This is a genomic window from Streptomyces sp. YS-3 (genome assembly GCF_045257485.1).
GTDB lineage: Bacteria > Actinomycetota > Actinomycetes > Streptomycetales > Streptomycetaceae > Streptomyces.
In genome coordinates, this window is record NZ_JBJHPC010000153.1 from 1 (window position 1) to 13,227 (window position 13,227).

General features: G+C 69.5%; 10 protein-coding genes and 3 pseudogenes. 2 read left to right on the forward strand and 11 right to left on the reverse strand.

Features of this window, described 5'->3' with window-relative positions:
* Positions 1-23 precede the first annotated feature (23 nt).
* From ACJA3G_RS15260 to ACJA3G_RS15305, 10 genes and pseudogenes are all read right to left on the reverse strand, one after another.
* Positions 24-3,311: a right-handed parallel beta-helix repeat-containing protein gene (locus tag ACJA3G_RS15260; protein WP_406553527.1), complete on the reverse strand. Its 3,288-nt coding sequence runs from the start codon at positions 3,309-3,311 to the stop codon at positions 24-26.
* Between the two features lie 267 nt (positions 3,312-3,578).
* Positions 3,579-3,797 (reverse strand): annotated as a pseudogene (locus ACJA3G_RS15265) (helix-turn-helix transcriptional regulator); the annotation flags it as partial.
* 371 nt (positions 3,798-4,168) lie between these two features.
* The gene (locus tag ACJA3G_RS15270; protein ID WP_406553518.1) at positions 4,169-5,218 is read right to left on the reverse strand and encodes a hypothetical protein; all 1,050 of its coding nucleotides are present in this window, start codon (positions 5,216-5,218) and stop codon (positions 4,169-4,171) included.
* Between the two features lie 917 nt (positions 5,219-6,135).
* On the reverse strand, positions 6,136-7,113 hold the full coding sequence (locus ACJA3G_RS15275; protein WP_406553519.1) for an L-threonylcarbamoyladenylate synthase: 978 nt from the start codon (positions 7,111-7,113) through the stop codon (positions 6,136-6,138).
* A 1,314-nt stretch (positions 7,114-8,427) separates the two neighbouring features.
* Positions 8,428-8,844, reverse strand: coding sequence for an ASCH domain-containing protein (locus tag ACJA3G_RS15280; RefSeq protein ID WP_406553520.1), 417 nt, complete (start codon positions 8,842-8,844; stop codon positions 8,428-8,430).
* Between the two features lie 119 nt (positions 8,845-8,963).
* On the reverse strand, positions 8,964-9,134 hold the full coding sequence (locus ACJA3G_RS15285) for a hypothetical protein (RefSeq protein ID WP_406553521.1): 171 nt from the start codon (positions 9,132-9,134) through the stop codon (positions 8,964-8,966).
* Positions 9,135-9,434: 300 nt separating this feature from the next.
* Positions 9,435-9,746, reverse strand: a complete 312-nt coding sequence (locus ACJA3G_RS15290; protein WP_406553522.1) for a TfoX/Sxy family protein — start codon at positions 9,744-9,746, stop codon at positions 9,435-9,437.
* Complete coding sequence (locus ACJA3G_RS15295; RefSeq protein WP_406553523.1) at positions 9,743-10,090, reverse strand: nuclear transport factor 2 family protein; 348 nt, start codon at positions 10,088-10,090, stop codon at positions 9,743-9,745. The genes ACJA3G_RS15290 and ACJA3G_RS15295 overlap by 4 nt, the downstream gene beginning before the upstream one ends.
* Positions 10,087-10,683 (reverse strand): TetR/AcrR family transcriptional regulator, encoded by a 597-nt coding sequence (locus ACJA3G_RS15300; RefSeq protein WP_406553524.1) that lies wholly within the window; start codon positions 10,681-10,683, stop codon positions 10,087-10,089. Before ACJA3G_RS15300 ends, ACJA3G_RS15295 begins: the two co-directional genes overlap by 4 nt.
* A 538-nt stretch (positions 10,684-11,221) precedes the next feature.
* Entirely contained in the window at positions 11,222-11,584 is a 363-nt protein-coding gene (locus ACJA3G_RS15305; RefSeq protein ID WP_406553525.1) for a hypothetical protein, read from the reverse strand.
* A gap of 280 nt (positions 11,585-11,864) precedes the next feature.
* On the opposite strand from ACJA3G_RS15305, the pseudogene ACJA3G_RS15310 reads away from it, so the two are divergent.
* Both ACJA3G_RS15310 and ACJA3G_RS15315 read left to right on the forward strand, forming a co-directional pair.
* Positions 11,865-12,104, forward strand: a pseudogene (locus tag ACJA3G_RS15310) (hypothetical protein); the annotation flags it as partial.
* 168 nt (positions 12,105-12,272) lie between these two features.
* Positions 12,273-12,539: pseudogene (locus tag ACJA3G_RS15315) on the forward strand (DUF4265 domain-containing protein); the annotation flags it as partial.
* Between the two features lie 110 nt (positions 12,540-12,649).
* On the opposite strand, the gene ACJA3G_RS15320 reads toward ACJA3G_RS15315, so the two are convergent.
* Positions 12,650-13,227: 2'-5' RNA ligase family protein (locus ACJA3G_RS15320; protein ID WP_406553526.1), on the reverse strand; the 578-nt coding region annotated here is incomplete at its 5' end.

Consider the following 13,227-nt stretch of genomic DNA (forward strand, 5'->3'; position numbering starts at 1 on the left):
GGGTGACGGGGCGGTAGGGGAGTTCAGGCGGTGAGGTCCTGCGGCAGCAGCAGCCGCAGATCGTCCAGGCTGGGTGCGGCGATCGTGCTGAGCCGCCCCGCCTGACGGGTCATCATCTTCTCCAGGGTCTGCCGCGCCAGGCGCGCGTTGCCGAAGGTCCGGCCGCGCGGCAGCGAGTCGAAGTGCGCGAGGAGCGTCTCCGCGGCGCCCGCCGCGCACTCGTAGCCGCTGTCGACGGCGTGCTGCCGCACGATGGTGACCAGCTCCTCGGAGGAGTAGTCGGGGAACTCGACCCGGCGGGTGAAGCGCGACTCAAGACCCGGATTGGAGGCGAGGAAGCGGGCCATTTCCTCGGTGTAACCGGCGGCGATCACCACGACCTCGTCGCGGTGGTCCTCCATCAGCTTCAGGAGCGTGTCCACCGCCTCCTGACCGAAGTCGGACGACGCACCCGCGTGCGCGGGCGTGAGGGTGTAGGCCTCGTCGATGAACAGCACGCCTCCCAGGGCCCGCTCGAACACCTCTTTGGTCAACTGCGCGGTATGGCCGACGTAACGGCCCACCAGATCCGCGCGTGCCACCTCCACGAGCTGACCGCGGGGCAGGACGCCGAGCGAGGCCAACAGCTCGCCGTAGAGCCGCGCCACGGTCGTCTTGCCGGTGCCGGGCGGACCGGTGAAGACCAGGTGATTGCTCAGGCGCGGTGCGGGAAGCCCCGCCTCGGCCCTGCGACGGGCGGCGGCCAGCAGGTTGACCAGGTCACCCACCTCGCGCTTGACGTTCGCCAGACCGACCAGGGAACCCAGGCGCGTCAGCGGGTCCTCGCCGGCGCCCTCGTCGGCCGAAGCGGCCGGTGTGCCGACGTCCTCGGCGACCAGCACGGTCAGATCCCGTTCGTTGACGTCCGCCGCCGTGCCCAGGCGGGACGCCTGGCGGTCGACCATCTCCTCGAACACCTTGCGCGCGGTACGGCCGTTGCCGAAGGCCGCGTCGCGCGCCATGGCCTCGAACCGGGCGCGCAACGCCGTACGGGCCTGCGGGTCCAGCTCGTAGTGGTGGCCCGTGCACATCCGCTCGACGATCGTGACCAGCTCGTCGGAGGTGTAGTCGGCGAACTCCACCGTGCGGGTGAACCGCGAGGCCAGGCCGGGGTTGGAGGCGAGGAAACCGTCCATCTCGGCCGGGTAGCCGGCGGCGATGACGACCACGTCGTCGCGGTGGTCCTCCATCAGCTTCACCAGGGTGTCGATGGCCTCACGGCCGAAGTCGGCACCCGAACCGCCACCGTCCGACAGGAGGGTGTACGCCTCGTCGATGAAGAGCACCCCGCCCAGGGCGCTGCCGAACGTCTCCGTGGTCTTGATGGCCGTCCCGCCGACGATCTGGGCGACCAGGTCGGCCCGCGACACCTCCACCAGATGGCCCGAGCGCAGCACGCCGAGCTGGGCCAGGATCGACCCGTACAGTCGGGCCACCGTCGTCTTGCCGGTGCCGGGCGGCCCCGCGAAGATCAGGTGGCGGCTGGTGGGCGGCGCGGGCATGCCGAGGCTGGCGCGCCGCTGCGCCAGGCGGTTGAGGTTGATCAGGGTCAGCACCTGTTGCTTGACGTCATCCAGTCCGATGAGGGAGCGCAGCTCACCCACCGGGCCGCTGTCCGGGTCGGTGGGTGCGGGCACGGCGCCGGCGGGCAGTCGGCCGTCCTCGGCCTCCCCGGCGTCCGCGGCACTGCCCCAGGCGTCCGGTGCGCCGTTGTCCGCGCTGGTGAGGGAGTCGACGGCGAGCCGTTCGCCGGGCACCGTCTGGCGCAGGCCACTGCCGCGGTTCTCCCGCACGACACAGCCGACGAGTGAGATTGGGCCGGTGCCCTCCACGCGTACGCCGTCGCCGTGCGAGCCCGTGACCTCGCACGCGTTGAGCGAGGCCTTCGCCCCGGCCGCGAGCAGCACCCCGTGCCCGGTGGAACCGGTCACCTTGGCGCGGGTCGCCGAAAGTTCGCCCTCGGCCTCGACGTGGATCCCCGCACCGCCCGCGTCCTCGACGGCGGTGTCGCGCAGCGTCAGCGTGCCCAGGGCCCCGACGACGGCCGCCGCCCCGGTGCCGGCGCGCAGCCGGCCGCCGCCCACGTACAGGACGCCGTGCCCCGACACGTGCACGGCGGAGCCCCCGGACTCCTCGACGACGCACTCCTCCAGACGCCCCCGCCCGTCCTTGGCGACCTCGACGCCGTGCCCGCCGCAGTTCGTCACGGTCGCGCGCCGCAGCAGCGGGTTGGCCCCCGAGCGCACCATGATTCCGGTGTCCTTGGCGGCGAGCACCTCCAGCCGGTCGAATTCGGCGGTGGAGTCCTCGTCGAGGAGTACGCCGATGGCCTGGGCGTCCTGGACGACCGTGCGGCTCAGGGACGGGGAGGAGTAGCCCGTGACCCGGATCGCCGCGTCCTTCGCCCCGGTGAACACGCACTCGGAGTAGGTGCCCCGGCCGCGCTCGGTCACCAACAGCCCGTGCCCGGAGGTGCGTTCGGTGCGGCAGCGGGTGAAGGTGGGCGCGCTGCCCGCGCCGACCACAAACCCGTGTCCACTGGTCTCCGAGACCGTCACGTCCTCAAGGACGGCCGTACGGGTGCTGTGCACGTACACCCCCACCACCGCCTCGCGCACGGTGCCCCGGGTGAACACCAGCTCACTGTCCTCCTCGACGGCGACCCCCGGCTTGTCGGCGCCGGAGATCTCGCAGTCCTCCAGACACAGCCGGGACTGCCCGTTGGTCAGCACCCCGTTGCCGCGCGCGTCCCGCAGCCTGCTGCGGCGCACGGTGACACGTCCCTGCGCACCGGCGACGACCGCCGAGGTGCCCAGGTGCTCGATGACACAGTCCTCCACGAAGCTCTCCGCCGGGGACGTGGACACCACTCCGGCACCCACCGGGTTCCCGACGCGGCACTGGCGCAGCGCCAGCGAACCGCTGCCGCGTGCGAACAGCGCGGTCCACGCCGAACCGTGCACGTCGCAACGGTCCATGGCGACCTGCCCGCGCGGCGCGTCCACCACCGGCAGTTCGTCGTCGTGCCCGCGCAGCACCAGACCGCTGACCATGAGCGCATCCCCGGTGAAGGTCAGCGCCACTCCGCGCCGGGGTGCCACCTCCACCGTTCCGGGGCCCTCCGCCGCGACGAGCGTGATGGCGGCGGAGACGACCAGTGCCTCCTCGTACCGCCCGGGCGCGATGTTGACGACGGACCCCGTACGCGCGCGGGAGAGGGCCTCCGCGATGGTGCGGCAGTCGCCTGTGCCGTCGGCGGCGACGGTGAGCATCTGGCGTGACACGTGACTGACCTCCCGGTCCCCGGGCCCCCGGAAGGCGGGGCGGGGACTCGCGGTGAGTGGCTTTCGGGTTGGATCAGCGACGGTAGCAACCGTCGCTAAACAGGGAGGCGTTAGTCATACGTGAGGGAAACGTGAGCGCGCGCGCCGCACCGGTGGGTGACGTCGGTCACGGTCAACACTGTCACCGCCGGGGGATCGACGGGTGTGTCGCGGATGGGGCGGCCGGGGCTCAGAAGCGCGCGCCAGGAGTCCGTGTTACAGGGCGACGACGACGGCGCGGGGGCGGTCGCTGACGTCGAGTTTCGTGAAGACCCGCAGGAGATGCGTCTTCACGGTGGCTTCGCCGATCACCAGGCGGCGGCCGATCTCGGCGTCGGACAGACCGTCGGCGACTGCGCGCAGCACGTCCCGCTCGCGGGCGGTGAGCACGACCGGTTTGGGGCGGCGCATCCGGGCCACGAGGCGCTCGGCGACCTGCGCCGATGCCATCCACTCGGCGGCGCGCGGTGAGACGGTCCTCGCACCCAACCCACGGACCTGGCGACGTCGAAGCCGCAGCCGTCGTCGGCGATCCCCCATTCGACACCGCCCGCGTATGCGCGCCCGCACGCTGCTTGTCCGCGTCACCGCCGGACAATGCATGCAATGCGGGCAATGAGGTTGTCGCGGATCTCGCTCAGCCGGTCGTGCTGCGCGGGGTCAGGCCAGAGCATCCGGCAGCGAACACCGGCCCTCTCTCACCATCTTGATCACTCGCCCGCGGCACGCTGCTCGGCGGCCCGTCGCGCCCAGAACTGAAGGTGTTGCTGGAGGTCGTCCAGTGCCTGGTGGGTGTCTGCCCCCGGCTAACGGTCCCCGGCTGTCTGTGGTGCTGGTTCTGGTGCCGTTCGGCCGTCCGATGCGGCGAGGAGGCCGATGGCGCCGATCACGTCATGCGGTGAAGTAGCGAGTTGCGGCCGGTGATCCAAGATTGCCTGTTGGGCGGCAGTGAGCTGAACGACTCTGACCACCCAGTCGGCTTTGACGATCAGCACCGCGCCAATGCGCACGACCGCATCTTTGGTTGGCTGCAGGGCAGTAAGGACCGGTCCCACGTTCGTCATCATGGTCGCGGTGATGGTCGCATCGTGGGCCAGAATCAGGCGTGCGTCAGCGATGTGTGCGGCAGTCAGGGCACTCTCGCGCGCCACCTGCGATCGTGCGGTGCGTGACATGGTGGCTCGCATCCGGCGGAACCAGGACCCGATGACGGGGTCTTCGCGGTCGAGGATTTCCATCCCGGCCGTGGCCAGAAGTTCCTCCACCGCGGCCTGGACGTCGCGGTGCGGTGCTTCGTCTGCCAGGTAGATCGTGATCGGAAGCAGGGTGGCCTCTTGCTCAGCCGTCCTGCTCGCCGGTTCATCCATCTCCGGAGAATCCTCCGCAGGTGGCTCGCTCGGGCTCTCTGGCAGGGGCGTCCGATTCGGGTCGTCGAAGGCGACGGCCGGGATGCCCCTACTGCCACTTTGTCGGAGAAGGTGCTGTACCGAATCGGCGAGCCGACCGACCGCCACGACGAGCGGAGTCACTGGCTGGACGTACTCGTTGAGCCGGTCCAGGATGCGCCACAAGACCGTGGGCTGCGGTTCCACGTCTTCGAGTTCCTCGCGCAGGCGGCGTAAGAGATCCTGGGCGGGGGCCCTGGGGCCGGCGAGCGCCAGGTAGTACTGGTCTAGCAACTGCTCGACGTGCGAGAGAAGTTCGGCCAGAAGCTCGGTATCCTGCGGCTGAACGGAGACTTGGTGGACGAACACCTGGGCGTGCCCCGCAGCCTGGCTGCCTACGTAGTGGTTGTCACCACTCACGACGACGCCGTTGTTGACCGGAGGATCCTGTCGCCCGTCGTCGTTCCCCATAGTGAGGCCCCCTACTTATCGGACCCGTAGGCGGAGCCGAGAGTACCCGCACCGGACTGCCGCAGGATCTGTCGTTCGCGCCGGCGCAGATCGCCTGGTTGCCGATGATACTCATCCCGCCCCATTGCGGTCCGTCGATCAGACCAGTTTGCCGCCGCCCGTGGAGCAAGCCTGGGCCGTGAAGCACCACCAGGAGCAGGAGCCACGGACCGAACACGCCGAACAGAAAGCCGGTGGAACCTGGTTCGCCCGCTTCCGCCGGCGACACCGACCAGGCTGTGGGAATCGCCGTCCGCGGCCAGGACCAGGCCGTGGCTGAGGACGGTGCCGTGATGGCGTCCCTGGGCGCGTGATGGCGTCCCTGGGCGCGCGCTGGCTGACCCGCTCGCCCCCGCTCGGCCGTGCCATCAGGACAGACCAGGACCGGCGAGGTGGACGATGTCGTGTGGACATGGCTCTGCACTGGGCTGTTGAGCCCGGTGCCGGCGCCGGGCCGGCTCAGCAGGGGGCAGATAAGCGTCGCCCCGCGGCTGGATCCATTGCCTGAGACTGTGGCGGCCCGCTGCTGACCGAGCGTGCGGGGGAGCTGGTCCCGCTTCCGCCTCAAGGTGGCGGTTGCGGGCCGCCGCGGCCTCCAGGCGCCGGGCCGCGTTGCCGTGGTGGGGGGCTGTGCTACCGACTGACGGACGGCAGCGCACAGCTTGTCGCCTCTCGCGGTCTCGGACGCAGCGGTTCCCACCGCGCCCCGACCGCCCGTTCATGGTGCCAACCGCGCACCCCATCCGTGCCTCACGCCGACGACGGTCGGTACGCGCTGTGCGCGGTCTGCGAGAGTGGTGGACGCTCAGCCGAGCCCGACACGAAAGCGCCGTGCCACCCGCCTCCGTGAGCTACGAGGACACGGCGTTGGATGGTGATCACACGGTGGGCCGGGGCCCTGCGGCGCGGCGGAGCCGGTTGGCGATCGCCAGCCCCAGCCCCTCCTCCCCAGGCAAGGATGCGACGATGAGGTCGCACCCCTGCTGGTCGAGTTCACGCAGGAATCCGTACAGCCCCTGCGCATAGGCGGCCGGCGAAGCGGGGACTGCCACCACTGCGTGCGCCTTCACCGCAGTGCCGGCGAAGGAGGCAGGCAGAAAGACGCCCACCCGGCGTCCCAGCTCGTGCGCCGTCTCCGCTTCGGCGACGACCTTCTCGGGCTCGACCAGGACGACCTGCGCACGCGGGGCGTAGTGGGACGGATGCTGGCCCGGCACCCGGACCGGGCTGGTCGAGGGGACCGCGAGCCGGCATCCCAGCACCGCTTCGAGGTCCTCGCGTGTCACACCGCCGGGCCGCAAGATGGTCGGGAGGTCGCTGGTGGCGTCGACGATGGTGGACTCGACGCCGACCTGGCAGGGGCCGCCGTCCAGCACGAAGTCGACGGCGTCGCCGAGCTCGGCACGGACGTCGTTCGCGGTGGTGGGGCTGACCTGGCCGAAGCGGTTGGCGGACGGGGCCGTGATGCCGCCGCCGAAGGCCGCCAGCAGCGCGAGGGCGACGGGGTGGTCGGGCACGCGCACGGCCACCGTCTCCAGGCCACCGGTCGCTTCGAGGGGCACGCGGGGACCGCGCCGCAGAACAAGCGTCAGGGGCCCCGGCCAGAAGTGTTCGGCCAACAGACGGGCCGTCGCGGGGACATCCTGGACCCAGTCGTCCAGGTGCTCCGCACCGCCGATGTGCACGATCAGCGGATGGGAGGGCGGGCGACCCTTGACCTGGAAGATGCGCGAGACCGCGGCGGGGTCCTCGGCGTTGGCACCCAGTCCGTAGACGGTTTCGGTCGGAAGACCCACCAGGCCGCCGCGCGCCAGCACACCGGCTGCCTTCTGGATGTCATCGGTACTTGCCGTCACCCTCGAATCCTCTCATCGTTCCGCCCCCTCCTACGCCAATGACGGCCGCCAATGACGGCGACGCAAGACGAGTCCGCTGCCAACAGCGCACCGCACGGGCCCTGTCCGGTCCAACATCGCCGATTCTCCGGCGCGCGGACCCCACGACCTGGACTATGACCGCTGTGGAGGACTGGGCAGACCCCGTCGAACTGCGGGCACTCGTGGCACTTGAGGAGAACGCCGAGCTGCTGCACGCAGAGATAGCCCGGCTGCAAGCTCGGATCACCCAGCTGAAGAGCTCGCAGACACCGTTTGTCCAGCAACACCAGCCTCCGCTGCCGCCCATCACGGAGCCCGCTCCGGTCACGCTCTGTTCGGCAGCGTCGGCAGCGTCGGCATCTCAGGACGCCTGAACAACGTCCCGGATTGGCCGGAGCGGACCGGCATTCGGGAACGCTGGGGTCTGCCCGTTATCCCCGAGGCCCGGCCAGTGCGCGGATGCTGAGGCGTACGCTCGCCCTGGCCATCACCCAGCGGCCCGGCGGCCTGCCGGCCGCGGAGATCACACTGAAGCATGTCGAGGCCGCCGACAAGCAACAACACCGTCCTCAGGGCGAGTTCGTCCGTGCCGTGCATAGTGCATGCTCGGGCTGCGCTTTACACGCCCGACGCGGCCAACTCGGCGCATGAACAACACGACCGCGTCAGGACCGCGCTCATGGCCTGCGGTGGGCTGCTTGCTGGCCGCCGCTGGTTACGAGGCGGAGCTGCGGGGCCCGAGAGCAAAAAAGGGTGCAGTACCTGGTGGCTGTGTCGGGGTGCCGTCGTACTTCGGCACACGGCCGGGCTCGCGCCCCGGCCTCGCCAGCGACGCGCCACGTTGGGTCGATGCCCGATGTTGCCCACCCACTGCTGCCGGAGGCTGCCGTCCATGACTGCGCAGGCGGTACCTTCGGCGGTGGCGCTGACGTCGAGGATAGCGGGGCCGGGTTCTTTGACGTATGCCTCTTCGATGTGGATGCCTCCAGGGACGACTCCGCCCTGGCGAGCCGTTGTCTGGCAGAGGCATAACCTGCCGTACGAGGGAACGCCGTCCCTGTGAGTGAGCGGAAGGTGAAGGCGTGGCGGGAGGGTCAGCGGTGGCCGTCGAAGGCCAACCTGGAACGGATCGACCAGGCTTACCTGGCGGTGCGCCCCCGTAACGTCGCCCGTCACTTCACCTGGCGCCTCAACCGCGGCGGGCGCGGCACCCGCGTGGAGATCCATCCCCTCGAAGTCTGTTCGGCTGATCCTCCCGGACTCTCGTCGTGTCGGATGGATGTCGGCAACCGATCACGCGGGCTTGACCACTCGGAAGCGCTCGGCGACGACGAGCGTGTTATCGGCCATGACGGGGGTGCGACCCAGGAACTCGCTCACGCCATCGCTCTGGAAGAACTCTTCATGGGCCGCCCGCCATTGTGCAGCGTCGGAGTAGCCGCGCCCCTCGGCTCGCGCGTAATCATCGTCGATTTCCTTCATGGGAACGACCCGTACGTCGACGAGTTCGATCGTGACGGCCGGACGACCCTCGGAATCGAGCACGGAGAACCGCTGGCCGGTCTGCGGCACTGCTTCTCCGGCGTGCTCATAGATCTCCAGGAGGCCCGTGAGTGCGGTCTTCTGACCGTTCAGGATCGCCGCCACGCCACGGTCACGTTCTGGTCCGGGAAAAGCGAGTTCGAGAGTTGGAAGATCGTCATGTCCCATCGGGAGATGGTACGAAGCCTGGCCGCGTTGATCAATGATCATCGTCCCGCCGGCCCCGGCACCCATAGGCAGCACGTTCCACAACACGCCCTAGTTCATGACCTTCTGCACAATTTCCATCAGGAATCCGTGTACTTGCCGTCGTAGATCGTGTTGGGGTGCAGGACGGTCTCAAGCAGGGACAGGGGAGTCAAGGCCGAGTAGGCGGCCAGGTCGCCGAAGTCCGAGTAGTCGTCAGCGTGGGCCGGCGCGCTGGCCGCCAACTCGCGAGCAGCAAGATTCGGTGGCACGTACCCAAGGTTCCGTGTCACGAGGCACGCAGCACCGCCACTGAGCAAGTGTGCCGTCTCCGACGATCTGGTCCCTGTCTCAGTTGTCTGGTCCGTCCTGTCCGGTCTCACTGGACCTGGCGGACCTGGTGCCTCATGTGTCTGAGGCGGTAATCGGCCGATTCCCGGCGTACGTGGCTTGGCGTGCCCGTTCTCTGCCGAGCGGGTCGGGGCGGGCGGATCGGAGCGGGTCGCTGGGGGCGACCGAACGGCCAGGTTTCGAGCGGCGTGCCATCACCCGGCGGTTGGGTGTTTGGCTGGTCAGGCGAGTGCCGCGCGGGCCAGGGCATACAGCTCGGTCCGGTCGTCGATCGCCTCCGCCGGGGCGCTGTAATAGGTGTGCACCACTACCTCGCGGCCTGCGGCGTGGTAGGTGAACGGCGTGGACCCGGCCTTCTCGTAGGAGGAGCGGGCCGCGCCGTCGACGCGGAGGTAGAGGGTGTCCATCACCATCGCGAACTGCCGGCCGTGGCCGCGCAGTGCCCAGCCGCCGAAGTAGCGGTGGATGGTGACCTCGCCGAGCGGCGCCAACTGATCGGCCACGTGCTCGGCGAGGCTGCGGGATCCGCTCACGCGGGGAGGAAGAACCCGGTGATGTCGGCGAGCCGGCCGTCGCGGTGGAGCGCGGTGCTCACGCCCGCCATGGCGGGTTCGCCCTGCTCGCCGAGCTGGGTCCACCGTGCGAGCGATCGGTCGTGGTGCTCGAGTACCTCGTCGATGCGGAACCGGTGACCGGGGAAAGCGTCGGCGAATCCGGTCATGTAGGCGGCCAGCTCGCTCAGCCCGCCGACCTCCGTGCCCGGGTCCCGGTACGCGACGTCTTCGACCACGACCGTGCCGAGTGCGGCGAGCCGCTCGCCGCCCTCGGCCGACCAGCACGCGGCGTAGTTCTCCCAGAGCTGCTGTGAGTCACTCATCTTTGTCCCTCTTTCTCGGGGCCGATCGACGCCATCGCGCCATCGGTGATTGCGTGCAGTTTCGTGCGGGGCGTGCCGGCCCGGACCAGCACCAGCAGGCCCTGATAGAGCGCCAGCAGGCGGGCTGCTGACACCTCGATGTCCAGATCCGCCGACAGCAGGCCGAGGGTGCGGGCGCGCGTCAGGGCGTCGGCGAAGCCGGACTCGATCGTCTCCAGCCCTCGGCGAACCGCGTCGGCGGCCTGCGGAACGGTGAAGGACTCCACGGCAGTGTTGGTGAGCAGGCAGCCCGGATCGGGATCGGGGCCGGTCTCGAACGCCGAGGTGAAGAACGACCGGATGCCCGCCAAAGGGTTTGTCGGCTCCAGGAGATGGGCCCGGACCCGGCCCTGCACCACCTGGTCGTTGTAAGCGTCCAGTGCCGCGCAGAACAGGCCGTCCTTGCTCTCAAAGACCCGGTACAGGCTGCCGGGATGCAGCCCGGTCGCCTCCTCGATGTCGCGCAGCGAGGCCCCGAGGTAGCCGCGGCGACGGAACAGTCGCATGGCGGAGGCCAGTACGTCCGCCTGATCCCAGAGCTGTTTGCGTCCCACCGAAACTCCCGTAGTTGAACGATCGCTCACAAAAATAGCACGCCAACGCGGCCGACCGCCCCAGTGAGCAGCAACGTCCCCGGCAATCGGGACTGAGTACGTGACCTCGTCGACCTCGTACCTGGCTGAGCAGGTGACCTTGTACGCCGACAGCCCGAGCCTCGAAGAGACGAGGGCCCGCATGACGAGCGACGGCGAAGCAACGGCCCAAGCCGAAACCGAGGACTCCGGACCCAACCCCCGGGTCCACGCAAGCTGACCAGCTCCCCGGATATGCCATGCCCAGCGAGAATCGCCGCTTCAGCGGCTCAGCCCAGCTGACGAAACCCCAGCTCAGCGCACCGGTTTCAACCCTGATTGGTGACCCACAAACACCGCCGGCCGGTCGAAGGCGTTCACGCCACGGCGCAGGGCAGGTGTGGAACGCCGGCCCTCCGCCCGCCAACCCGTCTCGGCCGCTGCGCCGTCGCCGCGAGCGCGCCGTATGAGTTGTGAGTGGTAGTTGGGTCACTGCGCTACGAGCGGGCGGGTACGTATGTCACCTTGCGCCGTGCTCCTGTGGCCACTGTCCGGTGATCTTGCCGTCTGGTGTCAGGGTGAACCGGGTGCCGTCCATCACTGTCGTGGCACTGGCTTGCTTGCCGTACGCCTTCATGGTGAAGTCCTCCGCTTTGCCCATGTGTACGTACGCTTCAGCGGCGTTGCCCCAGGAGTTGACCCGCACCTGCACTCCCCAGTGGTTCACTTGCGGCTCCTCCCGCCACGACTCCCAGCTGCTCTGCGGCAACAGCCCTGCGCCTCGGCCCGAGAACACGGACCAGCTCGCGAGGCCAAGCGAGATCACAGCAGCGACGAGCGCGGACGCGATCAACCGGCGACGGATGCGGGAGGAGAGAGCCACTTGGTGAGCTCCTTCGTGGTTTGGAGGGGCTTCGTCGCAGCCCAAGACGGTCCCCGGCCTGCACGCGTTCCTGACCGCGGATCAACCGGCTGAAACCCTCGCCTGTCCAGGTCGAACTGCTACGTCGCCAGGCCGATCTGGAGACCAGGCGGGCCGCGCCGCTAACGCCCTTGTCGGCATCGAAGCGGACCGCGAGAACGAGCAGCAGACCTACTGGGGGTCGAGATGGCCGTACAGGTCGGGGTGGATCTTGCGGAGCCAGCAGACCAGGACTGCCGTCGGCGTGAAGCCGGTCATCGCCCGACGCGGCACCGAGCACGGCTCCGGGCTCAGCACCCAACGCCGGCTCCTGGAGCGCGCCTTCACCCACCTGCGCTGGTTCCGCCGCCTGCGGATCCGCTGGGAGATCCGTGACGACATCCACGAAGCCTTCCTGACCCTCGGATACGCGCTGATCTGCTGGCGCCGCCTCAACGCGCCCCGCCGCACACCGGCCGAGGCCGCTGTCGCAGGATCTTGAGGTCGGGACCAGGACCGGGAGGCACTCCATCACCATCATCACGCGCGAGGACCCGGTCGGCCGGGGCCCGTCCAACTACATGATCCACGCCGATCTGTCCCAGCGGGAGGCCGACTGGCGCGAGCAGTTGTGGACCCGCCAAGTCACCGATGACAGGTTCGAGGTCGTCTGTCTGCCCTCTTCACCTATGGGATCTGCTACCGCGACGTGGTGACCATCGACAGCAACCATCTGGTGTCCGCCGTGGTGCACAAGTCCGGCCACCGCACCCTTCGTGTCGCCCTCGCCACCGAGCACCACAACCCGGACCAACTACACGAGATCCTGCACGGCAAGGTCACCGAAGCCGACCTGCCCCATGAGTGGCTTCAGGGCACCCGCCTGGCCGTGGACCTCGCCCCAGGCGCCGACCCGGCCACTCTCGTCGCGGCGTTGGAACCCCTCGCCGAAGCCCGCCGCAGGAACTCCAGGAGGTCGCGGGGGCCCAGGGCGCGGCCGAGGGTGGGGTGCCGGCCTCGGCTGTGGCGAGGGCTGGCGGGCGGTGTCTACGGCCCGTCCGGGACGCCGAGCGGCACCGTAAACCGCGGCTGCCAGCCTTCCTCCGTCAGTACCACCAGCTGGACCGCCGTCGCACGGGTGCGCAGCGGCAGCAGGCGACCGATCGCAGCGCGGACATGGGCGGCAGCTGTCGGGTTGTCCGCACCCATAGCAACCGTGACATGGGCGGCAGGCTGCGCCCCGAAGCGGCCCCCGTACGGGCGCAACCCGGGCCACTGGGCGCGGAACGCATCGACAATCGGTTGCAGTCCCGGAACGGTGACGGCGACGAAGCCGGACACCGTCACGGCCTCCTCCAAGAGCAGATCAGCTGCCGGGAAACTCGCCGCCAGACAACGCACGTTTTTCTCGTCCTGACCTGTCAGCGCCGATTCCGGCACGAACGGGTAGAGAAGCGAGACGTGGGCCGGCACCCCACGACGCACCAGAGCCGGGTCGATACGCCACGCCGCATCGAGGAGTGGGGCGGCATCGGGCAAGACAATCACGACGGCAGTGGTTCCTGGCTCTGGCACGCCGTCATCATCGCAGGCCAGTCCGCTACCGCGCGCGTTGCACTGGGAGG